The organism is Herminiimonas arsenitoxidans, from assembly GCF_900130075.1.
Lineage (GTDB): Bacteria > Pseudomonadota > Gammaproteobacteria > Burkholderiales > Burkholderiaceae_D > Oxalicibacterium > Oxalicibacterium arsenitoxidans.
The window spans coordinates 3,567,147-3,593,301 of the sequence record NZ_LT671418.1 but is presented as its reverse complement, the minus strand read 5'-3'; the positions used below and the strand labels follow the sequence as shown (position 1 = coordinate 3,593,301).

The window sequence follows — 26,155 nt, the reverse complement described above, 5'->3', positions numbered from 1 at the left end:
AACCTGATAACAAGTATTGGCTCTCACAGCACATCCTTATCCTCGACGGTTTACCAACGATAGGTTGCCGTCGCCAGTACCTTGCGCAAATCGCCATAACGGCAACTGCCATCACTACAATTGCTGATGTAAGTCTTGTTGGTCAAATTGCGCATATTGAGTGCCAGACTCCAACGCTGAAAATCGTAAGCAACCAGACCGTCAAGTATCGTATAAGACGGCAACTTGGCTGCTGCAGACTCCTGATAACCGTAGTTGGAACCTATGAAGCGCGCACCCAGCCCCACCTTGATCCCGGAAGTAAATCGGTAATCCGACCACACCGAAAATTGATTCCTGGAGACTGCCTGCATCTGCTTTCCGATTTCGCTAGGTGTACTGCTCGCTGTGACAATCGCTTTCGGCGTATAGGTATAAGCAGCCACAATGTTCATGTGTGAAATCGGTTGGAAGGCTGCTTCTAGCTCCAGTCCGCGCGTCAGGATTTCACCCGTCTGCTTAGGCAAGAAACTTGTCGTGTAAGTGATGTAGTTCTGGCGGCGCAGATCAAAGATAGCGGCACTGTACTTGCTCTTGCTGCCTACCGGCTGATAGCGCATACCAACTTCATACTGGCGGCCCGTTTCCGGCTTCAAAGGCGTATTTGTTTCTGGATCTATCGTCACCGTTGGTGAAAATGATTCGGAATAGCTGAAGTAAGGTGCCCATCCACTTGGATGGAGATAGACCAGACCGGCACGGCTGGTGAACTTGTGGTCCGAAATGGATGTACTCGATCCATCGTCATAGCTATAGACAGTTGCCGAAGCACTGTCAAAGCGGCCACCAAGAGTCGCCGCCCAATTGCCCCACTTGATCTGATCCTGCACGTATAAACCCGTTTGCTTCAGACTGGTCTTTGCATTGAACCACGGTGTGCCTGCAACCGCATCATTCGTATAAACAGGCGAATAACCATCTATCGGAGAAGCAGTGCCATTATTGTAGGTAGTTTGGTAGTTGCTTGAACTCTGATAGTCGATACCGAACAAGAAGGTGTGCTGCCAGTCGCCCAGTTTGACTTTCGCTTGCGCCTGATTATCGATGGTGAAAAGCTTCACTTTTTCCTTACTCCCGAAAGCGAAACGATCAAGCAGACGGAAATTGGCAGGATCGTCTGGCACACCTGGATTCACGACAACAAAACTGCTTTTGTTATATACCTGCTGATAATCGACATCGTTCTCACCATAGCGTGCATTCTGACGCACAGTCCAGGTATCGTTCAGCTTGTGCTCGAGTAGATAACCAAGCATCCATTGATTCTGATTGAAATGATCAAAGCCGGGCTCCCCCACATAAGTCTTCGGGGAAAACTTTCCATTCGGATTCGGCAACAACGTCCCTACTTCCGGGAAACTGCCATAAGAACTCCCATCACGAATACGCAGATAATGCGACAGCACCGTGAGTGTCGTGTCACTCGATGGACGCCAGGTCAGTGACGGCGCGATGTAAGCACGATCATTCGGCAAACCGCTAGCTTCCAATTTCGCATCGCGTACCAGTCCGGTGACGCGATACAGCACCTTGCCTTGTTCATCCAGCACACCCGAGAAATCGCCAGCGACCTGACGGCGTGAATTGTCACCAAGCTGAACCTGCAATTCACGCAGAGGCTCTTCCGTCGGGCGCTTGCTGACCACATTGATCATGCCGCCCGGGCCGGTTTGTCCATACAGCACCGATGAAGGACCGCGTAAAACTTCTATCCGTTCGGTGCCGTAATTTTCGGTTTGCCAGATGGCCCAGCCATTGTTATTTCGTAGCTGCAAACCATCCAGATAGTAGCCCGGTGTTTGCGCATCGAAGCCGCGAATAACCGTCCAATCGAAACGCGAATCGGAACCCCAGGGCGAGACATTAATACCCGGCGTATAAGCCAGCGCATCTCTCAGACGTGTTGCGCCAGTCGCTTCGATGAAATCGGATGTCACTACTGAAATAGACTGCGGAGTTTCTATGATGGGCGTATCGGTCTTGGTGCCGGTCGCAGCGCGTTTGGCTATGTAGCCATGCACTTCACTGGTGGCAGTCTCCGCGCTGTCACGTACCGTCACCGCCGGCAACACCGCGTCGCCACTCGTCGTGAGTGCCGCCCGCAACACATAACCACCATTATCCAATTGCACTGCCTGCAAGCCGCTATTTGCCAGTAAAACAGTAAAAGCTCCCTGCGGCGTGAATTGTCCACGCACCGCATTACTCGTCTTGCCATTCGTTTGATCAGCCGTAAACGTCAGCGGAACATTGGCCGTACTGGCGAGGCTGCGCAATGCCGCAGCCAACGGACCAGCCGGAATATTGTAGGTCTGACGTTCATTTGCATTCTGCGTGCTACTTGCCTGCGCCATGACTTGCTGTGGTAAAGCGACATACAAGGCGAGGCTGCACAGCGCCATCGCAACGGCATGTGCAACAGGCCGCAACATGAATGGCTGATAAACAAGGTTGGCCGGTCGGCCAGCTAATTGAATATTGCACTGACTTTTTTGATTTTCATTGGCAGGCATGTTGTTCCCTCAAGTTGGTTTGCTAAAAATGAAGCCCTTACTTGGTAGGTGCCGTGAAAATCAAAATCGGGCAGAACAAAGATGAAAAAATTAAAAATATTTGTAACAACTCACCTCAACGGAGTTGACGGCGATTTTTCCGACGCACATTGGACGGCGTGTTCTGTCAGTTTGGAAAATAAGAAAGAGTGCCAGCCTCACACCAGTCAGGAAGCCGCTTCCAGCGTCACCCAATAGCGCGTACGCAAACGTATCTGTATCGGCAAAGTATTAGGCAACATCGCAAGGATGCGATCGGTATCACCCAATGGAAATACACCAGAGAAACGCAAGTTAGCCACGCTAGGATCGCAACGCATCACGCCCATACGATAACGACTGAGCTCAACCACGAAGTCGGCCAGACGTACGTTATCGGCGATGATTTGCTGACGTGTCCACGCTGCAACTTGCTGATCAATGGAGACCACCTCACCCAATGCATCACGCGTGAATGTCATACCTTCGCCCGCACGCAATAATCGCTGCTGATTGAAGGCGTCAACAGGTGTGATTTCCACCATGCTCTCCAGAACATTGACCGTGGTACTACCATCACGCTGACGCACGGTGAAACGAGTGCCGAGTGCACGTGTGCTGCCTTCGGCAGTTTCTATGATGAAGGGACGCTGTTCCTCTGCAGCATGAGCGGTAACTATCATCATCTCGCCAGCAACCAGACGCACCAGACGACGCTTGTTATCGAAGCGCACGTTGATGGCACTCGCAGTATTGAGCGTGATACGCGTGCCATCATTCAAAGTCACATGGCGCTGTTCCCCGATACCAGTGCGATAGTCGGCAACCGTTTGCTGCCAGGTTTGCGTACGCGATGTAAGCACACCCGTCATGCCAGCCGCACCTAGCCACAACAAAGTACTGATGGCCTTGCGCCGCTTGGGCGCAGCCAGCGCCGGATTGGCAATCGGTGACAGACTCTTATAGACAGCTTGAGAAGGCAGCATCTTGAAACGCCCCGTCACAGCTTCGATGTGCTGCCAAGCTAATTCATTATCGGGCTTGGCCTTGCGCCACTGTTGCCAGCGCTGACGATCATCATCAGTCGCTTCGCCGGACATCATCAAGGTCAACCAATCGGCTGCGACATTGGCAGTGTCATCGCTGATAACGCGACCATTCGCAAGTGGCGGTGTTTTTCTCGCATTGGTCGCACCGTTCATCGAGCCCATCGCGTCAAGCCGCCAAGGCAAATAGACACTGCCGATTGGCGAGCGATAAATACTGTTTGACCGAACTGGTAGATATCTTCAAACACTCAGCTATCTGCGCGTATGTCAGACCTTCCAGATGGGCCAGCAAGAAAGCTTCTTTGACCAGATTGGCCAAACCATCCAGTGCATCGTCGATCTGTTGCAACGCCTCCAGCGCCAACAACTGTATTTCTGGTGAAGGTGCCAACTCTTCTGGCAATGAGGCCAGCGCGTCCAGATAACTATCTTCAAGAATCTGACGTCGATGACGATGCGCCATCAAGCGACGCGCGATGGTGGCCAGAAAAGGACGCGGTTCACGAATTTCGGCCGTGCAGCCTGCCGTGATCACGTTGACGAAAGTGTCCTGCGCCAGATCTGCGGCAACGAAAGAATCACCCAGCTTGCGACGCAACCAAGCCTGCAGCCATCCATGATGATCGCTGTAAAGGACTTCTACGCTCTGTATTGGTGTGTCGGCCGCTGACATAGTGACGGTTCTGGCTAGAGTTACTCTAAATATAAATGCGAATTATTCTCAATTATATTTGATCGCCGGAACTTGACGCAAGATCGCCCTGCATTTGCTCACTTCAGTGTTGCTTCTTGTCACAAGCTCACTGTGATGAGTGATAGCTACTGATAAACAAAAAGCCCGCTGATTTCAGGAATCAACGGGCTTTTTTCTGGAGTGCGATTCGATACTGCATCGAATCACCTGCTCCGGCTTACTTCATCTTATTAAGATTCGCGACCTGCTTTTTTACGCTCATGTTCTTTCAAATAGCGTTTACGCAGACGGATACTCTTAGGTGTCACTTCAACCAATTCGTCATCATCGATGAATTCAACTGCGTATTCCAGCGACATTTCGATAGGTGGTACCAAACGTACCGCTTCATCGGTGCCCGACGAACGAACGTTGGTCAGTTGCTTACCTTTGATTGGGTTGACGACCAGATCGTTATCACGTGAGTGAATACCGATGATCATGCCTTCGTACACTGGATCGTTGTGGCTGACGAACATACGGCCGCGATCTTGCAGTTTCCAGATTGCGTAGGCAACAGCAGCGCCGTCGTCTTGCGAAATCAGCACGCCGTTACGACGGCCACCGAGTTCACCCTTAGTGTTGTCCACTGGTGCGTATTCGTCGAACACGTGGCTCATCAAGCCGGTACCGCGTGTCAATGTCATGAATTCGCCTTGGAAGCCGATCAGACCACGTGCAGGAATACGGTATTCCAAACGCACACGACCTTTGCCGTCCGGTTCCATGTTTTGCAGATCGCCACGACGACGACCGAGTTCTTCCATCACGCCGCCTTGGTTGGTTTCTTCAACGTCAACGGTCAAGTTTTCATACGGCTCGTGGCGTACGCCATCCACCATTTTGAACACGACGCGTGGACGCGACACAGCCATTTCAAAGCCTTCGCGACGCATGTTTTCAATCAGAATGGTCAGATGTAATTCGCCGCGACCTGATACTTCGTAGGTCGAATCATCTTCTTCCGATTGCACAACGCGCAAAGCCATGTTGGCTTTCAATTCTTTTTCCAGGCGATCACGGATTTGACGTGTCGTAACGAACTTACCTTCACGGCCTGCCAATGGCGAGCTGTTAACCATGAAGTTCATGGTCAGTGTAGGTTCGTCGATTTTGAGCATAGGCAAGCCTTCTGGCGCGTCTGGCGCACAGATGGTCGAACCAATGCTGATGTCTTCAATACCGTTGATCAACACGATGTCGCCAGCCAGTGCTTCATCAACAATCACGCGATCCAAACCGCGGAAAGTCAGCACTTGGTTGATACGTGCCTTGGTTGGCTTGTCGTCCGGACCATTCATCCAAACTACATCTTGCAATGCCTTGATACGGCCGCGCAGAATACGACCTACGCCGATCTTACCAACGTAAGACGAGTATTCCAGCGAAGTGATTTGCAATTGCAATGGACCATCTGGGTCATCTTCACGCGCAGGAACGTGTTCGAGAATAGCGTCGAACAATGGTTCCATATTGCCTTCGCGAACTGTATCTTCCAGACCTGCATAGCCTTTAAAGCCTGATGCATAAACGATAGGAAAATCCAGTTGCTCGTCAGTTGCGCCGAGTTTGTCGAACAATTCAAAAGTCGCGTTCACGGCTTTCTGTGGATCGGCGTTTTCACGATCGATCTTGTTGACGACAACGATAGGTTTCAAGCCGAGTGCCAGTGCTTTACGCGTAACGAAACGCGTTTGTGGCATCGGGCCTTCTTGTGCATCAACCAGCAGCAACACGCTGTCTACCATCGACAGAACACGTTCCACTTCGCCACCGAAGTCGGCATGGCCTGGGGTATCAACGATGTTGATGTGTGTGCCTTTGTACTCAACCGCGCAGTTCTTCGACAGAATCGTGATACCACGTTCTTTTTCGATATCGTTCGAGTCCATTACACGGGCATCGACCTGCTGGTTGTCACGGAAAGTGCCTGACTGACGCAATAATTGGTCAACAAGCGTGGTTTTGCCGTGATCAACGTGAGCGATGATGGCAATGTTACGAATAGCGCGTTTTGAGTTTGACATAGTCGTTTTTTACGGTTGGGTGGTGCTGAATTTGGAAAACCGCCGATTATAGCACAGCAAGCCTCACTGCCCCTTGGGAAACCCTTGGTATTTCAATGAGTTGCTGCGTTTTTTGTGACGGAATGGTGACGCAATTACGATAACTAAATAGAAATGAATCTGTTGAAGTCTGCGGCTATCAAGCACGCAGCTTGGCCGAAAACCCCTTATATCGGATTACTTGCGCTGGTGGAAATCAAACGCTCCGGTGCCAGCACGCCAAACGACTGCATCAAGCCAGTGCCCAGCAACACGCCATCGGCCTCGCGATAGATGCGTACACGACCTTCTTCCGGCGGGATAGCTACATTTTCCTTGCCCAACGCCAAGCGCTGACCATGCAAGAAGCGTTTTGCCAACTCTTCCGATAAATAAAGTGCAGGGAAAGATGTCAACAATGCATCGACCGGCGCCAATAATGAAGTACGTGCGTCCTCATCCGTGGCCGCAAGTTGTTCTATGGTGACGGCTGCATCAATTAATAAGTCACCAACTTGCACACGTCGCAAGGCATTCAAATGCGCGCCACAACCCAATGCCGCACCAATGTCTTCACCCAGAACGCGAATGTAAGTCCCCTTGCTGCAACGAACACGTAGGGTGAGGAAAGGTGCCTGATAGTCTATAAATTCCAGCAAATGAATCGTCACGGGACGTGCTTCACGTTCAAGCGTGATGCCTTCACGCGCATATTCGTACAAGGGCTTGCCGTCGCGCTTGAGCGCGGAGTACATAGGCGGCACCTGCATGATATCGCCACGGAACTGCGCCAGTACCGCATCAATTTGCTCGCGCGTAACAGCCACATCAGCCGTAGCAATTGTCTCGCCTTCGGTATCGCCCGTATTGGTCGTGATACCGAGATGGACTACGGTTTCATACGTCTTGTCCGCATCAAGCAAATCCTGCGCGAACTTGGTTGCCTCACCAAAACATAGTGGCAACAAACCGGTAGCAAAAGGATCCAGCGTGCCCGTATGTCCTGCCTTCAGTGCACTCAACAACCATTTTGCTTTGATCAAGGCATCGTTGCTGGATACGCCGACTTGCTTATCGAGCAGCAATACGCCATGCACAGGCACACGCTTTTTTTTGATTTTATTTGTCGCCATGATGAATGCAGGAGAAATGCGGTGTTGGTCTATCGGACTAGGGAATCAGCCGAATACGACGCGAGAGAAAATGAAAACGTATCGCTTGCCCGCATACAGGCAAGCGAGCATGCAAGAAGATTAGTCTTCCGCATCCTTGGCACGACTGGCATTGGCTTCATCGATCAGCTTGGACATTTCTATGCCACGCGCAGTCGATGTGTCATGCACAAAATGCAGTTCCGGCAAAGTATGAATCGACAAACGACGACCCAGTTGACCGCGTATGTAACCCGAAGCTGCGCTCAGGCCCGCTACCGTATTCTTGATCTCGTCCTTGTTGTCGCTCAGCATCGTGAAGAACACTTTGGCGTGCGCATAATCCGGTGTGACCTGAACTTCGGTAATCGTGATCATCCCGACGCGCGGGTCTTTCAACTCGAACGCGACAATTTCAGACAGATCGCGCTGGATCTGATCTGCGACGCGCAGACCGCGTCCTGGGATGGATTTACTATGTTTGGCCATAAACTATTTTATCGATACAACGGTGAAGCAAAAGTAACTTCGCATCGGCAAGCAGCTAAGCCGGCCGATGCGATCATGTAAAACGAGGATGCTGTGATGCATCCCCTGCGCATCGCCTTACAGCGTACGCGCGATTTCCTGCACTTCGAAGACTTCGAGTTGATCGCCTTCTTTGATGTCGTTGAAGTTTTTCAGTGTCAAACCGCATTCGAAACCAGCTTTGACTTCCTTCACGTCATCCTTGAAGCGTTTCAAGGAATCAAGCTCGCCAGTCCAGACGACTACGTTGTCACGCAACAAGCGTACCGACGAACCACGTTTGGCAACACCTTCGAGTACGTAGCAACCGGCAATCGCGCCGACTTTGCTGACCAGAATAACTTGGCGAATCTCGACCAGACCCAAGGCCTGTTCACGTTTCTCAGGTGACAACATGCCGGACATCGCAGCTTTGATCTCGTCTACTGCATCATAAATGATGTTGTAGTAACGGATATCAACGCCGTTGGCTTCTGCCAGTTTGCGCGCCTGTGCATCTGCACGTGTATTAAAGCCGATGATGACCGCTTTCGATGCAACCGCCAAGTTGACGTCGGACTCGGTAATGCCACCCACCGCTGCATGCACGACTTGTACGCGCACTTCGCTGGTCGACAGTTTTTGCAAGGAGCCAACCAGCGCTTCTTGCGAACCTTGCACGTCGGTCTTGATGATCATCGGCAGGTTTTTGACTTCGCCTTCGCCCATGTTCTCGAACATGTTTTCCAGTTTCGCCGCTTGCTGTTTCGCCAGTTTCACGTCGCGGAATTTACCTTGACGGAACAAACCGATTTCACGCGCTTTGCGTTCGTCAGCCATGACCATGACTTCTTCGCCGGCATTCGGCACTTCTGTCAGACCTTGGATTTCGACCGGAATCGATGGGCCGGCTTCGGTAATGCTCTTACCGTTTTCATCCAGCATCGCACGAACACGACCATAAGCCGAACCTGCTAACACGACATCGCCGCGTTTCAGAGTACCGGATTGCACCAGAATCGTTGCAACCGGACCGCGACCTTTATCGAGCTTGGCTTCAACCACCAAACCACGTGCAGGCGCATCAACCGGTGCTTTCAATTCCAACACTTCAGCTTGCAACAATACTTGTTCGAGCAAGGCATCAATGCCTTCACCCGTTTTAGCGGACACTGGGATGAATGGTGAATCGCCGCCGTATTCTTCCGGCACGACTTGTTCAGCAACCAGTTCCTGCTTGACGCGATCCATGTTCGCGCCCGGTTTATCGATCTTGTTGATTGCAACAACCAAAGGCACGCCTGCTGCTTTCGCATGCGCAATTGCTTCTTTGGTTTGCGGCATCACACCGTCGTCAGCTGCCACCACCAGAATCACGATATCGGTTGCTTTCGCACCGCGTGCACGCATAGCCGTAAATGCTTCATGGCCTGGTGTATCGAGGAAGGTGATCATGCCGCGTGGTGTTTCTACGTGGTATGCGCCGATGTGCTGTGTAATACCACCAGCTTCGCCGGATGCAACCTTGGCGCGACGGATGTAATCCAGCAACGATGTTTTACCGTGATCGACGTGACCCATGACGGTAACGACCGGTGCACGTGGCAAGGCTTCGATATCAGCATGTTCTGCACCGATTTCCAGCAACGCTTCTGGATCATCCAGTTTCGCTGCATGTGCAGTGTGGCCCATTTCTTCGACCAGAATCATTGCTGTTTCTTGATCGAGCACCTGATTGATCGTGCACATTTGGCCCAGCTTCATCAAATGCTTGATGACTTCTGATGCCTTGACCGACATCTTGTGCGCCAATTCTGCGACGGTAATCGTTTCTGGTACTTGCACGTCTTTTACGACAGCTTCAGTTGGTGCCTGGAAATTGCTTTCGCGATCATCATGGTGCGAAGGGCGACGGCCCTTAGGACCTGCGCGCCAGCCATCACGGCCACCGCCGGTATTGCCGCGCGTTTTGATGCCGGCACCGCGTTTTTTCGCATCATCTTGCCAAGTCGATGAGACATTCGCCGATTTGATCGACTTCTTGTCTGCAGCAACAGCAGGTTTTTTCTCGTCTTTTTTCTCGCCCGGCTTTTTATCAGCAGGCTTATGCAAAGTACCTTCAGGCGCTTTTGGTTTTGCTACAACTGGCGCAGGTTCCGGTGCTTTGATGGCGCGACGTGGCGCATTCATCATTGCTTTGATTTGTGCAACTTCATCCGCAACCGCTTTACGAGCGATCTCGGTTGCAGCCGCTTTTTCAGTCGCTTCTTTCGCAACTTCTTTCGCTACCAAGGCTGCTTTTTTCTTGCTTTCTTCCGCTGCTACGCGTTTTTTCTCTTCGATTGCCGATTCGTCAGCTTTGACTTCTACCGGTTTCTCGGCATCAGCTTTCTTCGCTTCTACTTCAGCTTTTTGCAAAGCTTTAGCTTGTGCTTCTTTCTCAGCTTCCAGCTTGGCGAGACGCTCTTGCTTTTCACGCAGATCAGCTTCCTGACGTGCGATCAATTCAGCCTGGCGACGCGCTTCTTCAGCACGGCGCTCTACTTCTGCTTCATCAATAACAGGTGCTGCAACTTTGACTGGTGCTTCTTCAGGAGCCGCTTCATCGCGTTTTACGAAAGTGCGTTTTTTACGTACTTCAACTTGAATCGTGCGCGATTTGCCGGTGGCATCCGCTTGCTTGATTTCAGTTGTTTCCTTGCGCGTCAACGTAATTTTCTTTTTCTCGCCATCAGGCGCGACACCATGCGCGCGGCGCAGATGATCAAGGAGCTTGTCCTTGTCACTCTTGGATAACTCGTCGGACGTGGAACTTTTTTCGACGCCAGCATCCCGCAGTTGCGTGAGCAATACGTCTGCTGGCATCTTCAGCTCGGTGGCAAATTGGGCTACATTGTTACTCGCCATTCAGTCCTCTTTTCTATGTAACACGTTAGATGAAAATCAACCTTCGTGGATTATTTGGCTTCCGCGAGGCTCCACACCTTGGCTTGCAGCGCCTTGGCATGGTCATCGTATTTAGCATCGATGAGTTTCATCTCTTCGTCTGTCACATCTTTAAATTCATTGTCAATCAGGTGACGTGCACGATCTGCAGGCAATGCCAGGATCGCGCCAAACTCGTCATAGGCCAGAGCAGAGAATGCCGCCAGCGTTTTAATACCTGCCAAACCAAGTTTGCCAGCCATCACGCGATCCATACCTTCCAGATTCGCTAACGCATCGTCCATTCCTTCCAGACCTTCTTCGGATGCAATTGCTTCTGTTACCAATGCATCGCGTGCACGGTTACGCAATTCGTTGACGGTATCTTCGTCAAACGATTCGATATCCAGCATCTCGCTAATTGGTACGTATGCAATTTCTTCCAGGCTCGCAAAGCCTTCATCAACCAGAATGTCAGCTACTTCCTGGTCGACATCCAGTTTTTCCATAAACAGGATACGAATCGCAGCTGTTTCCAATTGCGATTTATCAGCAGATTCTTCCGCTGTCATGATGTTGATTTGCCAGCCGGTCAATTCCGAAGCCAGACGTACGTTTTGACCGCCGCGACCGATTGCAATCGCCAGGTTTTCTTCATCAACAACGACGTCCATCGCATGTTTTTCTTCATCAACAACGATGGAAGAAACGTTAGCCGGTGCCAATGCACCGATAACGAATTGCGCTGGATCTTCCGACCACAACACGATATCAACACGTTCGCCGCCGAGTTCACCAGTAACAGCTTGTACGCGCGAACCGCGCATACCAACGCAAGTACCGATAGGATCGATACGTTTGTCTGCCGTATACACAGCGATCTTGGCGCGCACACCTGCATCACGTGCAGCTGATTTAATTTCCAACGAGCCTTGTTCGATTTCCGGCACTTCCAGCTCGAACAATTTCATGATGAATTCTGGTGCTGTACGCGACAGAATCACTTGCGGGCCACGTGCATTGCGATCGATGCGCAAGATATAGGCACGGACGCGATCACCGATACGCAGGTTTTCTTTTGGAATCGTTTGATCACGTGGCAAGCGCGCTTCAATACGGCCGGATTCGACGATTGCATCGCCGCGCTCCATACGTTTGATGGTGCCAGTAACCAGCGAATCACCACGATCCAGGAAGTCAGCAAGAATCTGCTCGCGCTCCGCATCACGGATGCGTTGCAACACAACTTGTTTGGTGTCTTGTGCAAAGCGACGACCGAATTCAACCGATTCAATCGGCTCTTCAATATAGTCATCCACTTCGATGTCGCCGATTTGTTCTACGGCTTCAAAGTGCAAAATTTCTTGATCTGGCAACTGCAAGCCTGCATCGTCGGGCACAACGTGCCAGCGACGGAATGACTCAAACGCGCCAGTTTCGCGATCTATGGATACACGGATATCGACATCGCCTTCATAGCGTTTTTTGGTCGCTTGCGCGAGCGCATGTTCCAAGGCGCCGAATACGATATCTGTTTCGACGTTTTTTTCGCGCGCAAGCGCATCAACCAACTGTAAAATTTCGCGACTCATGCTTTGCGACTCCTAAAATTCACTTGCGGCACCAAATGTGCCTTGTCTACATCAGCGAGCGTAAATTCAAGCTTCGCCGGCCCCTCGTTTCCTTCAAATTCCAGCGCCAGTGTCTCGCCTACCGGTTCCAGCAAAATGCCTTGGAACGATTTGCGATTTGCCGCGTTCGGCATAGGCAAACGCAATTTCACAAGTGCCTCGGCACCGGTAAAACGTACGTAATCCGACAACTTCTTCAGCGGTCTATCCAAGCCTGGCGACGACACTTCCAGTCGCTCATAATTGGCGTTTTCAACCGTCAATACATGCAACAACTGATGAGTAACTTTTTCGCAGTCTTCAACGGTAATCGAACCTTTATCCGCATCTTCTGGCGTAAAGTCGATATACACACGCACTAAACCACGGGCTGCCTGTTCAAAATTGACCAGTTCATAGCCCATGCCAACCACGGTTTTTTCAATTAGCGCCGACAACTGCAAAGGAATTCTCCGAATAACGTCAATCACGGCACAGCCGAAATTGAATACAACAATGCAAACTGTTCAACAAAAAAAAAATGGGCATCTGCCCATCTTTCTTATCATTCTGGCCGTCAAATTCAATGCCAAAAACATAAGTATTTGGCAGGCGACCTTCGTTAACTGCCGAATTATAGTTGATTACCTTGTGCACCGCAATGTTGAAATCCCTGCGGCGCCCATTCGGACAATTAACAAATAAGTCTTTTTAAAGACGACTCGTCAAACGACGGGTAATGGAACTAGACAAAAATCAAACTTTTGAGCGACGGCGCGGGCCGCCTTGCCCACCTTGAGGACCATTTCCGCCGCGACCTGGACCGTTGCCGCCCGGACCACGATTTGGCCCATTGCTGCGACGCGGCTGGCCCATGCCAGGAAATCCTAAAGAAGTTTGCAATGGGTCAGGTTGGCGGCTGCGTTGCTGACCTTGGCGTCCGGCTGGCTTCCCCGGATTTTGACCTTGACCTTGCGAACGACCTTGCCCTGCACCAACACCTTGCCACTGGCTTGGGCTACGCGGTAGACCCATGCCATTATCATAAGGTGCACGATTGCCATTCGGGCGATCACCAGGACCACTGCGTCCTTTAGGCTTCACGCTTTCACTACCGATTTTTTCCAGACCACTCACTGCTAGCAAATCGCGTACAGCGTGCTCTTCCATTTCTTCCCAGCGTCCGCGCTTCAGGTTTTTTGGTAAAGCCAGCGCACCATAGCGGGTACGAATCAGACGCGAAACAGTCAAACCTATCGCTTCAAACATCCGGCGCACTTCGCGGTTACGGCCTTCGCCGATCGTCACGCGATACCATTTGTTAACGCCTTCACCGCCACCGTCAGCGATTTTAGAAAATTGTGCAATGCCGTCTTCCAGCTCAACGCCAGCCAACAACTTCTGACGCATGCCTTCTTCCAGCTCACCGAGAGTACGCACCGCGTATTCACGATCAATGCCGTAGCGTGGATGCATCAGACGATTCGCCAGATCACCGGACGTTGTAAACAACAACAGACCTTCTGTATTGAAATCGAGGCGACCAACGGCCAGCCATTTCGCAGCCTTCATAGTCGGCAAACGATCGAATACCGATGGACGGCCTTCCGGATCGTTGGTGCTGACAATTTCACCAGCTGGCTTGTGGTACACCAGAACGCGTGGCGGCTTCTTGCTGACCTTGCGCTGAATCAACTTGCCATTAATACGCACTTGATCTGTAGGCAAAATACGTTGACCGATATGAGCAGGCTCACCATTGACCGACACACGACCAGCAATAATCAATTCTTCCATGTCGCGACGCGAACCAAGGCCAGCTTCAGCCAATACTTTGTGCAATTTCGGCGCGTCATCATCTGCGGTCAAATCACGACGGACAGTTTTTTGTTCTTGTCGACGTTTGCCGCCAGCATTATCTTCTACTGCCAGTACATCAAAATCATCGGATGTGACGAAAGAAAATACATCGTCTGCATCATTCGCCTTCGAATGTGGTTTGCCACCTCGATGCGGACCAGCGCCATTCGGCTTACCGTTGCCACGCGATTTTTGTGGTCCTTTTGCGCCAGGCTGACGATCGCCTCGACGATTATTATTGTGTTCTTTACGCGGCGCATCGGAAACAGATGCCGTACGTGGCTCAGCTTGCGCAACATCTTGCTGCGGCTCTACACCATCTGCTTTTGCGACCTGTGTATCAGCATCACGCGGGGCATTGCGAGCACGACGCAAAGTGCGCGGACCACGCAGACCGCGCTTTGCCGGCTTGGCACCTGCACCTTCAGCTGAAGATGTCGCATGTTGCTCAGTGTCGCCTCGACCTGCATGCTCCGATGGAGCTGCATCATTGTCAGGCGCGTCAGACTGATTATTTTTCGTTGGGTGATTCATTATTCAATTCTTGGTTGTCCGAACTTGGAACGTCAACAACCGTCAAGTCAGGCGCTACTGCATCGGTGGGAATGACTTCAGATTCCGAAGCCGTGATTTCAATTGTATTCATTGCCGTCTCGTCCGCACCATTCACATCATCGGCGACTACAGCAAGCTCTGTTGTTTCAACATCAGCCACCTCTGCTACAACGGTGGTATCGGCAAAATCAATCGCCGTTTGATCTAGGTGTGCCTGCAACTCGACTTCCAGTCCTTGCATCTCAAGCAATGCACTACCTTGCATATCGCCCTTCTCTACTTGCTGTAAAGGTGGCAATTGATCCAAAGAAGTTAAGCCGAGATCATCAAGAAAATGTTTGGTCGTTGCAAACAAGGCTGGCCGTCCAGGAACATCGCGATGCCCTATGGATTCGATCCAGCCCCGATCTTCCAGCATTTTAATAGTTTGCGAATTAACCGTGACACCACGAATTTCTTCGATATCGCCGCGCGTTACTGGCTGGCGATAAGTAATGATGGCAAGCGTCTCTAAAGTTGCGCGCGAATATTTCGGCGGCTTTTCCGGATTCAGGCGCTCCAGATAAATCTTCATCTCCGGACGACTTTGAAAGCGCCAGCCGGTCGATAGGCTGACAACTTCAATTCCTTTATCAGCCCAATCGTCGCGCAACTCCTCAAGCATCTGCTTGATTGCATCTGCATCGATCTGGCCGTCCGTCTCACCGGTCTCGACATAAAGTTTCTTCATGTCGTTCATGGACAGGGGCTCGTGAGCGCAAAGTAGCGCTGTTTCGAGGACCTTCTTCGCCTCAGCAATATTCATTTACGATATTTAGGACTGTTTAGTTGCAATGTGCAGAAATTATACTCAACGACAATCATCTTTGGATGATGCCCGGTTAGAGAACCAGTTGATACTGCAATCCGACGCCCGTTTAGAGGAGATTATTGATAGGCGGGATTTATATAAGACTTGTAAGACTTTGGTTGCGGGGGCAGGATTTGAACCTACGACCTTCGGGTTATGAGCCCGACGAGCTGCCAGACTGCTCCACCCCGCGTCTGAAGATATGAAGTATATAGAGTATCTGCACACAACGCAAACTTAATCGCACTTTCTTTGTGCGGTGATACACTTCTTCACTTCAAGCAAGTCCGCATCTATTCAATTGCTGTTCATTTTCAAACGATTTTAGATTCTATTTTTCTATGAAATTTTGCTCTGAGTGCGCGCACCCCGTTTCACTATCCATCCCAGATGGCGACAATCGTCCGCGTTATGTATGCAGCAATTGCGGCGCCATTCATTATCAAAATCCAAAGATGGTATTGGGCTCGATTCCGGTGTGGGATGAAGGCGGCGATATGCGCATTCTTCTATGCAAACGTGCAATAGAACCTCGCCTCGGCTACTGGACATTGCCTGCCGGCTTCATGGAAAACAATGAAACGACTAGCAACGCGGCGATACGCGAAACCATAGAAGAAGCTGGCGCAAACATCCAACTGCACGAACTGTTCTCATTATTGAATGTGCCGCATGTCCATCAGGTTCATATGTTCTACCGTGCAACCTTGTTGGACTTGAACTATGAAGCTGGCGTTGAAAGCCTGGAAGTAAAACTATTCTCGGCGGATGAAATTCCTTGGGACGATATCGCATTCCCAACCGTCAGCCAGACCTTGAAGTTTTTTCTAGAAGATCATGCGGCATTGAAAGACGGCGGTACTTATCACTTCCATACAGCCGACATTACCAAACCCATGATTCAGCCAAAATCTGTTGCTATCAACTAATTGCGCAACAGATGGCAGTTTCCTGCTGCGGGCTCTACCACTAGTACTAGTGGTCACTTAAAAGCGTTCGCGCATTTCTTTGGGCGACAGCCCGAACTGACGAACAATTGCGTCGCGCATTGAATCTTCCGAGTCGAAACCCGCTTTAGTAGCAATCTGTTTCATCCGCATGTCGGTGGTATGCAGATACGTTCGCGCCAACTCGGCACGGATTTTTTCCAATGCCTTGGAAGGGGTCGTTCCCAGCTCTTCCTTGAATTGTCGATGAAAGGAACGCAGTGACTGACCTGCGATCGATGCCATGTATTCAACCGTCCATGCGAATTCTGGTTTGTTGATCATCCGCTGAAGCAAGTCGGCATAGTGCGTCCCTGATGCCTCCTGCAGTGACAAAGGCTCACTGTATTGATTCTGACCACCCGGCCTGCGTAGATATACCACCAGCCGCCTTGCAACTTTTGCAGCAAGACCAGTGTCATGATCCTCCTGGATAAGCGCCAGAGTCAGATCGATTCCCGCCGTCACACCGGCCGAAGTCCAGACCTTTCCATCCTTCAAAAAAAGTGAATCGGACTCAACTTGCACTTCGGGAAATTCACGGGACAGACGATCACAAGAACGCCAATGCGTCACGGCGCGACGATCCGCCAACATGCCTGTCTGAGCTAGCAAGAAAGCCCCAGTGCAGATGGAACATATTCGTCTCGAGCGTTCGCACAATTGACGCAGTGAATTCTTGAACTCAGGACTCTTCTGAACTGCATCATGCACACCTGGTCCTCCCGGGATGATCAGGGTATCAATATCGAGAACGTGGTCCATCGGTTCCGCATTGATCGAAAACCCCGATGCAGTCTGTATCTTTTCTCCTGTGAATGTCCGCACACTGACCATGTATGGAGGGGATGCTCCTTCTTCATTGGCCGTGATCAACGCCTGCGCCGGGCCAGAAAAATCAATAGGTTGCACACCATCGAACACAAGGATGACAACTTGTCGCGCTGGCATTTTTAGACTGCTATTTGGCATAAATTCCCCGACTCTGTTGCGCATAATCAGTCTCAGGGTATACGACAAATTTTAGGGAGGTCAACATGGATGAAACGCGCAGAAAAATCTTGCAAGCGAGCGGTGTGGCCAGTGTGCTGCTGACATCCGTTACGGCCAGATCATTGGCCCAAGGCGTTTCAAAAAGCAGACCCATCCACGTGAATATCATCACGGTTCCTGACATGGTCCAGCTCGACATCACCGGTCCTTATGAGGTACTGGCGCGAACACCGGGATGGACGGTCGACCTGGTCGCCGCTACGCCGGAGGCGGTACGTACTGATCGTGGATTGCGATTGTTGCCCGACGTCACACGAGCCACAGCGAGGCCATCGAACATCCTGGTCGTACCCGGCGGCACCGGCATCGATACCGCGATGCTGGATCCCGAATGGCTAGAGTATGTGCGCAAGGAAAGCGCAAAATGCGACTATGTATTTGGCGTCTGCACCGGCTCGCTATTACTCGGCGCGGCGGGAATCTTGAAAGGAAAACGCGCCGGCGGCCACTGGCAATCACGCGACATGTTGTCGCAGTTCGGCGCAACTGTCTCAAATGACCGGATGACCCGCGATGGAAATATCTACACCTCCGGCGGCGTGACATCCGGCATCGATATGGCGCTGCGCGTCGTCGCTGATATTGCTGGCCTCGAAACCGCGCAAAAAGTCCAACTGGCGATGGAATACGATCCGGCACCGCCGTTTGCCGGCGGCAATCCCTATACCTCACCGCCTGAGATTGTCGCCGCTGTGCTCAAGGACTCCACCAAACGCCGGGCTCTGCGAGAATCGATGGTAGCGGAGGCTGCTCAGAGACTCAATCGTTCTGGCGGGTAGCGGAAGTTACTACTTTTACGAACCGTACCGCGACCGCTTGGGCAGGTCGCGGCTTTTTAGTGTTTTGTCAGACATCGCCATCTTCGACGTCAGGTGTTAGCCGATTGTCGTCCATCGGTTGTCCATCTTCTTAATGCTGATAACCGTGCGGCAATTTAAATAGAAACGACGCCGCTATTAATCCAAACACTAGTGCTTTGAATTTGCAGGTACGCAACTGGCTGATTGCAGACTTCGGCTAGAATCGCACTCAAAGAAAAGGCCACCTCTAAAGATGGCCTTTTGCATTGGCGGTAGTTATTTTGATGACTACGATTTCAGTACAGTATTAATGTCCCGATAGAGTTTATTTTTAATTATCAACAATCACCAATAAGTCTCGCGTTCTGGCGTCGCGCTGACATTATGAATCGATAGATCCGCCCCGTTGAATTCCTGCTCAGCATCGAGCCGTATACCTACCGTCAGTTTCAACACACCATAAATCAACACACCACCAATCAACGCAATCGCAATCCCCAAGCCAGTACCTATTAATTGCGACATGATAGACACGCCACCCAAACCACCCAAAGACTGCAAGCCAAAAATCCCTGCCGCCAAACCACCCCATGCGCCGCACAAACCATGCAAAGGCCACACACCCAGCACGTCATCGATTTTCCATTTGTTTTGCGTCAACGCAAAAGCCCAGACAAAAATAAAACCAGCAATCGCGCCTGTTATCAACGCTCCCAATGGATGCATGATGTTGGAACCTGCACAGATCGCAACCAAACCGGCCAGCGGTCCATTGTGAACATAGCCAGGATCGTTCTTGCCTGCCAAAAATGCTGCCAAAGTACCGCCCACCATCGCCATCAATGAATTGACGGCAACCAAGCCATTCATTTGTTCCATGGTTTGCGCACTCATCACATTAAAGCCAAACCAACCTATCGTCAGTATCCAGGCGCCCAATGCCAGAAATGGAATGCTGGAAGGTGGATGCGCCGCAATCGTGCCCTCTTTTGTATAACGCCCGCGACGTGCGCCAAGCAATAGCACTGCTGGCAAGGCAATCCAACCGCCAACCGCATGCACCACGATGGAACCGGCAAAATCATGGAAGTTCGCGCCAAAGCTTTCCTTCAACCAGGCTTGAATACCAAAATGCTGGTTCCAGGCGATGCCTTCAAAAAATGGATAAACCAAGCCGACGATCAGCGCAGTCGCCAGCAATTGCGGATGAAAACGCGCGCGCTCAGCGATCCCGCCAGAAATGATTGCCGGAATTGCAGCAGCAAAGGTCAACAAGAAGAAGAACTTGACCAACTCGAATCCATTACGCTGCGTCAGCACTTCCGCACTACCGAAAAAACTCACGCCATACGCTACGCTGTAGCCAACAAAAAAATAGGCAATTGTCGATACTGCAAAATCGACTAATATTTTGACCAGTGCATTAACCTGGTTTTTCTTACGTACTGTTCCAAGCTCAAGAAAGGCAAAACCAGCGTGCATGGCCAAAACCATGACCGCACCGAGCATGATAAATAATGCGTCGGTACCGTTTTTGAGTGCATCCATGCAAAATCTCCCAATTAGTGTGCAAGTCGAATAAATGAATGCACCATAAAAGCAAAAATCGTTCCATTTTGGTGATATTTTCAAGCCATTGATTTTTAAAGATAAATTTTCATCGACATAATAAAACCCATATTCCGCACCAAAAATGAACGATAAAACGAGCCAAAACAGGGATAAACCATGATTCCATGGTTAGAAGCAGATGATCCCTTCCCCCATGTTTCCAGCGCGCTCACAGAAGCCGATGGGGCCGCAGGCTTGTTGGCTGCTGGTGCAGACCTCTCAACGGAACGTTTGTTACAGGCTTATCGCAATGGCATTTTTCCGTGGTTCTCGGAAGGTCAACCCATACTGTGGTGGAGCACCGACCCACGCATGGTGCTATTCGTCGACAACTTCAAGATTTCCGCCAGCCTGAAAAAGAATTTAAAGAAAATTCATCACAGCATGCACTCGGATGGACGCTGGCAAATTCGCTTTGATCATGCGTTTGAAGACGTCATGCGCGCCTGCGCTGCACCACGTCATGGCGAAAGTGGTACCTGGATATCCGATGAAATCATCGCCGGTTATGCAGGCTTGCACCAACAAGGCTATGCACATTCATCTGAACTATGGCTGGATGGTGAACTGGTAGGTGGCGCATACGGTGTATGTATAGGCCAAATGTTCTATGGAGAATCGATGTTTGCTCGCGTGCCCGATGCATCCAAAATTGCGCTGGCATATCTCGTGCACTTCCTCAGAGGCCACGGAGTTTCAATGATAGACTGCCAGCAAGAGACATCGCATTTGGCATCACTTGGTGCTGCACCAATTTCAAGATCTGAATTTATATCCAGATTGCGGCAAGCAGTTAGTGGACCTCAGATCAAGGATTGGGTACCAAAAGCATTGTTTCCTGTCGCTTGAGAATGTATTCTTGTTACAGCAGTTGCCTGATATGGATTTAGTCGCCGAATTCGCAAACTCGGAACTCAATTAAGCAAGCAATCATGACGCACCCTAAAGAGCTACCGTTTTCCACGCTGCAGTTTTACGCAACTGCACCCTATCCTTGCAGCTATCTAGATGGTCGCCAGGCACGCTCACAAGTTGCCACTCCTTCCCATTTAATCAATGCCGACGTTTATTCCGAACTGGTCAAGAGCGGTTTTCGTCGCAGTGGGATTTTTACCTACCGCCCTTATTGTGATGGCTGCCAGGCATGTACGCCAGTGCGCATCAAAGTCGACGAATTCATACCGAATCGTAGCCAGCGCCGTGCGGAAGCCAAGCACAAGGACTTGCATACTTCCGTTACCAAGCTGGTTTATCTAGCGGAACATTACGAACTCTATTTGCGCTACCAAACTGCACGCCACGCTGGCGGCGGTATGGATCAAGACAGTCGTGAGCAGTACGCGCAGTTTCTTTTGCAAAGCAAGGTCAATACACGCCTAGTGGAATTCCGCGAAGACGATGGCACCTTGCGCATGGTCAGCATCATTGATGTACTCGATGATGGCTTGTCCTCGGTCTATACCTTCTATGATCCTGAACCGGCAAATGCCTCTTACGGCACCTACAATATTTTGTGGCAAATAAAGCAAGCAAAATTGCTGGATATGCCATACATCTACCTAGGCTACTGGATCAAGGAAAGTCCGAAGATGTCGTACAAGACGAATTTTCAACCGCTGGAAGCCTTGCAACAAGGCGAGTGGACAGCACTTCCTTTCGTCGATCCCGCTTCCTCACGTTAAAATACCGGACATGAAAACCAGCCGACCATTATTGTTATGGTCGGCGTGGCCGTCTTTTGATCTACCAACCTGATCCCTATCGTGTCCGACAAATTCCTCTACGCGCTTGCGCGCCCTTTTTTATTCGCCATTGATCCGGAAGCTGCGCACAATCTGACACTTCCTGCATTACGTCGTGCAGCGGCAATGGGACTGACTTCTTCTATCGTCAAACCTGCACACGATCCACGTACAGTCATGGGCATCACCTTCCCGAATCCGGTTGGTCTTGCTGCTGGTCTGGATAAAGATGGTGCTTATATCGATGGCTTGGCAACACTAGGCTTCGGCTCTATCGAAGTCGGCACCGTGACACCACGAGCACAACCAGGCAATCCTATGCCGCGCATGTTCCGTCTGCCGAAAGCAAATGCGATCATCAATCGCATGGGCTTCAATAATGGCGGCGTTGATGCATTCGTCTCCAATGTGCAAGCGTCGAAGTTCTATCAAAACAAGGAAGGCATACTTGGTTTGAATATCGGCAAGAACGCCGACACGCCTATAGAGCGCGCAGTGGACGACTATCTGATCTGCCTGGAAAAAGTGTATCCATACGCCAGCTACGTCACCGTCAACATCTCGTCGCCTAACACCAAAAATCTGCGTCAGCTACAAGGTGCATCCGAACTCGACGCTCTGCTGTCACAACTCAAAGAAGCACAACAGCGATTGTCCGATCAACACAAACGCTATGTTCCGATTGCATTGAAAATTGCACCGGATATGGAGCAAGAACAAATTCAGACCATTGCACAGGCATTGTTGCGCCACAAAATGGATGGCGTGATCGCCACCAACACCACCATCAGTCGCGATGCGGTCAAGGATATGAAACATGCAGAAGAAACAGGTGGCCTCTCAGGTGCACCCGTTTTCGAGTCCTCCAACATCGTGATTCGCGCATTGAAAAAAGAACTCGGCGACACCTTGCCTATCATCGGTGTTGGCGGAATTTTGTCTGGCGAAAATGCGCAAGCAAAAATCGATGCCGGCGCATCGTTGGTACAGCTCTATACCGGCTTGATTTATCGCGGACCAGCATTAGTGAAAGAATGTGCTGCGGCACTACGCTCAGCATAATTTTCTTGGATTGCTACAAATCACGCTGTATTGATTTGATCTGGCAATAAGCGATACATCAAGCAAATTAAAAAGCCCGAACCACATACATGGTTCGGGCTTTTTTGATTCTATCGACTAAGTAACTTCTCTTATTCGACTTCGATCGTTTCCGGAGCTGCTGCCGGAGGAGCCGTATCGCCTTCGCTAAAGTCCAGTTTGATCTGATCTTTCTCATCCAGATCAACGGTAACTTTGCCGCCGCTTACCAGACGACCAAACAGCAATTCATCTGCCAGCGCCTTACGGATCATGTCTTGAATCAGACGCGACATAGGACGTGCACCCATCAATGGATCAAATCCTTTCTTGGCGAGGAAAGTACGTAGCTTCTCGGAGAAGATCGCTTCCACTTTTTTCTCGTGCAATTGTTCTTCCAATTGCATCAGGAATTTATCCACTACGCGCAGAATGATTTCTTCATCCAAGGCACGGAAGCTGATGATTGCATCCAGACGATTACGGAACTCAGGCGTAAACATACGCTTGATATCAGCCATCTCGTCGCCGGCTTCTTTCTTCTCGGTAAAGCCGATCGTACGTTTCTGCAAGCTCTCTGCACCTGCATTCGTCGTCATGATGATGATCACATTACGGAAGTCAGCCTTGCGACCATTGTTATCCGTCAACGTACCGTGATCCATCACCTGCAACAGGATATTGAAAATATCCGGATGCGCTTTTTCGATTTCATCCAGCAACAGCACTGCATGCGGTTTCTTGGTAATCGCTTCCGTCAGCAAACCACCTTGGTCGAAACCAACGTAGCCTGGAGGCGCACCAATCAAACGACTTACCGCATGACGCTCCATGTATTCGGACATATCGAAGCGAATCAGATCGATACCCATGATGAATGCGAGCTGCTTCGCGGCTTCGGTTTTACCAACACCCGTCGGACCTGAAAACAGGAAGGAACCGATAGGCTTGTCTGTTTTACCCAAACCAGCACGTGCCACCTTGATCGCAGAACCAAGCGCTTCCAGCGCAGGATCCTGACCGAACACGACATTTTTCAAATCACGATCAATAGTCTGCAACTTGGAACGATCATCTTGATTGACCGTTTGTGGCGGAATACGTGCGATCTTCGAAATGATGTCTTCGATCTCAGCCTTACCAATTGTTTTCTTCTGCTTCGATTTCGGCAAGATACGTTGTGCAGCGCCCGCTTCATCGATCACGTCGATTGCCTTGTCCGGCAAATGACGATCATTGATAAAGCGCGCAGCCAACTCAGCTGCTGAAGTCAACGCCGATGCCGAGTATTTCACGCCATGATGTTCTTCAAAGCGCGATTTCAAGCCACGCAGAATCTGTATGGTTTGCTCAACGGTAGGCTCGTTCACGTCAATCTTCTGGAAACGACGTGACAATGCATGGTCTTTTTCAAAGACGCCGCGGAATTCGGTAAAGGTGGTGGCACCGATACATTTCAACTGGCCATTGGACAGTGCAGGTTTCAGCAGGTTGGACGCATCCAAGGTGCCGCCCGAAGCCGAACCCGCACCGATGATGGTGTGGATTTCGTCTATGAACAGGATGCCGTTTGGATTATCTTTTAGTTGCTTGAGCACCGCTTTCAGGCGCTGCTCGAAGTCACCGCGATATTTGGTACCGGCCAGCAAAGCGCCCATGTCCAGCGAATAAACCACTGCATTCTGCAAGACTTCAGGTACATCACCTTGCGTAATACGCCATGCAAGACCTTCCGCAATCGCGGTTTTACCCACGCCGGCTTCACCAACCAGTAATGGATTGTTTTTGCGACGACGGCAGAGCGTTTGAATGACACGCTCGACTTCGCCTTCGCGGCCGATCAAGGGATCGATCTTGCCTTCGGTCGCGAGTTTGTTCAAATTCTGTGTGAATTGGTCCAGCGCACTTTCTTTTTGCTGGCCGTCAGCAGATGGCGCATCTTCAGCACCTTCAGGCGCTTTTTGCGCATCAGTTTGCTGATCCTTGCGCACACCGTGCGAAATGAAGTTCACAACGTCCAGACGCGTCACACCTTGCTGATGCAGGTAATAGACGGCGTGCGAATCTTTTTCACCAAAGATAGCAACGAGCACATTCGCGCCTGTGACTTCCTTCTTACCGTTGGAAGCAGACTGAACATGCATGATCGCGCGTTGGATCACACGTTGAAAACCGAGTGTAGGTTGAGTATCGACTTCAGCGGCACCAGGCACCGTAGGCGTGTTGTCACCAATAAAATTGGTCAACGTTTTTCGCAGGTCCTCGATATTGACTGCGCAAGCACGCAAAACCTCGGCCGCCGAAGGATTATCCAGCAGCGCCAAGAGCAGGTGCTCAACAGTGATGAACTCATGACGCGCCTGTCTTGCTTCGACAAACGCCATGTGTAAACTGACTTCCAATTCCTGCGCAATCATACTTCCTCCATCACGCACTGCAGGGGGTGCCCTGCTTTCCGGGCGTGGTTCAAAACCAGCTCAACTTTCGTAGACGCAATATCCTTCGGATACACGCCACAAATACCTTTTCCGTCGCGGTGAACCATGAGCATGATTTGCGTTGCTGTCTCACGATCTTTACTAAAGTATTCCTGAAGGACCATCACGACAAATTCCATTGGCGTGTAATCGTCATTCAGCAATAACACCTGATACATAGACGGCGGCTTGAGTTTTTGCTCTTGCCGCATAAGGACCGTACCATCATCATGCTTAATTGCCATAAGTCTTATTCTAATACGTTCAACCGTGTGCACAATGCTCAGAAGAACAGAGATACAAATTAATTTAATCTTACGCGTTTTCTCTTGAAGACGCAGATGACGATCAAATACAAGAAATCAAGAGCACTCCCCTTATTTCCCACACAAAATAAACTTGCAACAACGCTACCAAAACATCTTGACTTTTATATTTATTGCGTAAAGAATGAATCTTATTGACATGCTTGACAACAATGGCTTGTCAATACGAAGTGAGCAGGTTTTAGGAGGGGCAACGTTAAGCGAGGCTTCTTTCTTTTGCGGCTC

At 50.5% G+C, this 26,155-nt stretch carries 20 protein-coding genes and 1 tRNA gene; 5 read left to right on the top strand and 16 right to left on the bottom strand.

The genetic code is table 11. The features are described 5' to 3' along the window. Window positions 1-50: 50 nt before the first annotated feature. The 12 genes from BQ6873_RS16965 to BQ6873_RS16905 form a co-directional block, all read right to left on the bottom strand. Window positions 51-2,552 carry a TonB-dependent siderophore receptor gene (locus BQ6873_RS16965; RefSeq protein WP_231949390.1) on the bottom strand — a complete coding sequence of 834 codons (2,502 nt, stop codon included), beginning with the start codon at window positions 2,550-2,552 and terminating at the stop codon, window positions 51-53. A gap of 206 nt (window positions 2,553-2,758) precedes the next feature. Continuing rightward, a complete protein-coding gene (locus BQ6873_RS16960; RefSeq protein WP_231949388.1) occupies window positions 2,759-3,802 on the bottom strand; it encodes a FecR domain-containing protein in 1,044 nt (347 codons plus the stop codon). After that, on the bottom strand, window positions 3,786-4,292 hold the full coding sequence (locus BQ6873_RS16955) for a sigma-70 family RNA polymerase sigma factor (protein WP_076593710.1): 507 nt from the start codon (window positions 4,290-4,292) through the stop codon (window positions 3,786-3,788). Before BQ6873_RS16955 ends, BQ6873_RS16960 begins: the two co-directional genes overlap by 17 nt. Before the next feature lie 251 nt (window positions 4,293-4,543). Further along, window positions 4,544-6,379 (bottom strand): translational GTPase TypA, encoded by a 1,836-nt coding sequence (gene typA / locus BQ6873_RS16950; protein WP_076593709.1) that lies wholly within the window; start codon window positions 6,377-6,379, stop codon window positions 4,544-4,546. A gap of 206 nt (window positions 6,380-6,585) precedes the next feature. Beyond that, window positions 6,586-7,530 (bottom strand): tRNA pseudouridine(55) synthase TruB, encoded by a 945-nt coding sequence (truB, locus tag BQ6873_RS16945; RefSeq protein WP_157889185.1) that lies wholly within the window; start codon window positions 7,528-7,530, stop codon window positions 6,586-6,588. 120 nt (window positions 7,531-7,650) lie between these two features. Next, window positions 7,651-8,037, bottom strand: a complete 387-nt coding sequence (gene rbfA, locus BQ6873_RS16940) for a 30S ribosome-binding factor RbfA (RefSeq protein ID WP_076593707.1) — start codon at window positions 8,035-8,037, stop codon at window positions 7,651-7,653. Window positions 8,038-8,154: 117 nt separating this feature from the next. Beyond that, window positions 8,155-10,962, bottom strand: a complete 2,808-nt coding sequence (gene infB / locus BQ6873_RS16935; RefSeq protein WP_076593706.1) for a translation initiation factor IF-2 — start codon at window positions 10,960-10,962, stop codon at window positions 8,155-8,157. Window positions 10,963-11,012: 50 nt separating this feature from the next. After that, a complete protein-coding gene (nusA, locus tag BQ6873_RS16930; protein ID WP_076593705.1) occupies window positions 11,013-12,572 on the bottom strand; it encodes a transcription termination factor NusA in 1,560 nt (519 codons plus the stop codon). Next, entirely contained in the window at window positions 12,569-13,054 is a 486-nt protein-coding gene (rimP, locus tag BQ6873_RS16925; RefSeq protein WP_076593704.1) for a ribosome maturation factor RimP, read from the bottom strand. Before rimP ends, nusA begins: the two co-directional genes overlap by 4 nt. A 292-nt stretch (window positions 13,055-13,346) precedes the next feature. Beyond that, the gene (gene rluB / locus BQ6873_RS16915; RefSeq protein WP_076593702.1) at window positions 13,347-14,984 is read right to left on the bottom strand and encodes a 23S rRNA pseudouridine(2605) synthase RluB; all 1,638 of its coding nucleotides are present in this window, start codon (window positions 14,982-14,984) and stop codon (window positions 13,347-13,349) included. Beyond that, on the bottom strand, window positions 14,962-15,810 hold the full coding sequence (gene scpB, locus BQ6873_RS16910; protein ID WP_076593701.1) for an SMC-Scp complex subunit ScpB: 849 nt from the start codon (window positions 15,808-15,810) through the stop codon (window positions 14,962-14,964). The genes rluB and scpB overlap by 23 nt, the downstream gene beginning before the upstream one ends. A 161-nt stretch (window positions 15,811-15,971) precedes the next feature. After that, window positions 15,972-16,048: transfer RNA gene (locus tag BQ6873_RS16905), tRNA-Met, on the bottom strand. Between the two features lie 148 nt (window positions 16,049-16,196). On the opposite strand from BQ6873_RS16905, the gene BQ6873_RS16900 reads away from it, so the two are divergent. Further along, window positions 16,197-16,784, top strand: a complete 588-nt coding sequence (locus BQ6873_RS16900) for an NUDIX hydrolase (RefSeq protein WP_076593700.1) — start codon at window positions 16,197-16,199, stop codon at window positions 16,782-16,784. Between the two features lie 57 nt (window positions 16,785-16,841). Here BQ6873_RS16900 and BQ6873_RS16895 read toward each other — a convergent pair whose 3' ends face one another. Beyond that, a complete protein-coding gene (locus BQ6873_RS16895; protein WP_076594196.1) occupies window positions 16,842-17,813 on the bottom strand; it encodes a GlxA family transcriptional regulator in 972 nt (323 codons plus the stop codon). Between the two features lie 65 nt (window positions 17,814-17,878). Here BQ6873_RS16895 and BQ6873_RS16890 point away from each other — a divergent pair, with 65 nt between their 5' ends. Continuing rightward, entirely contained in the window at window positions 17,879-18,673 is a 795-nt protein-coding gene (locus BQ6873_RS16890) for a DJ-1/PfpI family protein (protein ID WP_231949387.1), read from the top strand. 366 nt (window positions 18,674-19,039) lie between these two features. On the opposite strand, the gene BQ6873_RS16885 is transcribed toward BQ6873_RS16890, so the two are convergent. After that, window positions 19,040-20,242, bottom strand: coding sequence for an ammonium transporter (locus BQ6873_RS16885; protein WP_076593699.1), 1,203 nt, complete (start codon window positions 20,240-20,242; stop codon window positions 19,040-19,042). Between the two features lie 180 nt (window positions 20,243-20,422). Here BQ6873_RS16885 and aat point away from each other — a divergent pair, with 180 nt between their 5' ends. The 3 genes from aat (at window position 20,423) to BQ6873_RS16870 (ending at window position 23,109) form a co-directional block, all read left to right on the top strand. Then, entirely contained in the window at window positions 20,423-21,154 is a 732-nt protein-coding gene (aat, locus tag BQ6873_RS16880) for a leucyl/phenylalanyl-tRNA--protein transferase (RefSeq protein WP_076593698.1), read from the top strand. A gap of 83 nt (window positions 21,155-21,237) precedes the next feature. Beyond that, window positions 21,238-21,987 carry an arginyltransferase gene (locus BQ6873_RS16875; protein ID WP_076593697.1) on the top strand — a complete coding sequence of 250 codons (750 nt, stop codon included), beginning with the start codon at window positions 21,238-21,240 and terminating at the stop codon, window positions 21,985-21,987. A gap of 81 nt (window positions 21,988-22,068) precedes the next feature. After that, window positions 22,069-23,109: a quinone-dependent dihydroorotate dehydrogenase gene (locus BQ6873_RS16870; RefSeq protein ID WP_076593696.1), complete on the top strand. Its 1,041-nt coding sequence runs from the start codon at window positions 22,069-22,071 to the stop codon at window positions 23,107-23,109. Window positions 23,110-23,240: 131 nt separating this feature from the next. On the opposite strand, the gene clpA is transcribed toward BQ6873_RS16870, so the two are convergent. Further along, window positions 23,241-25,544 (bottom strand): ATP-dependent Clp protease ATP-binding subunit ClpA, encoded by a 2,304-nt coding sequence (gene clpA, locus BQ6873_RS16865; protein ID WP_076593695.1) that lies wholly within the window; start codon window positions 25,542-25,544, stop codon window positions 23,241-23,243. Further along, window positions 25,541-25,849 carry an ATP-dependent Clp protease adapter ClpS gene (gene clpS, locus BQ6873_RS16860; protein WP_076593694.1) on the bottom strand — a complete coding sequence of 103 codons (309 nt, stop codon included), beginning with the start codon at window positions 25,847-25,849 and terminating at the stop codon, window positions 25,541-25,543. The genes clpA and clpS overlap by 4 nt, the downstream gene beginning before the upstream one ends. Between the last annotated feature and the right edge of the window lie 306 nt (window positions 25,850-26,155).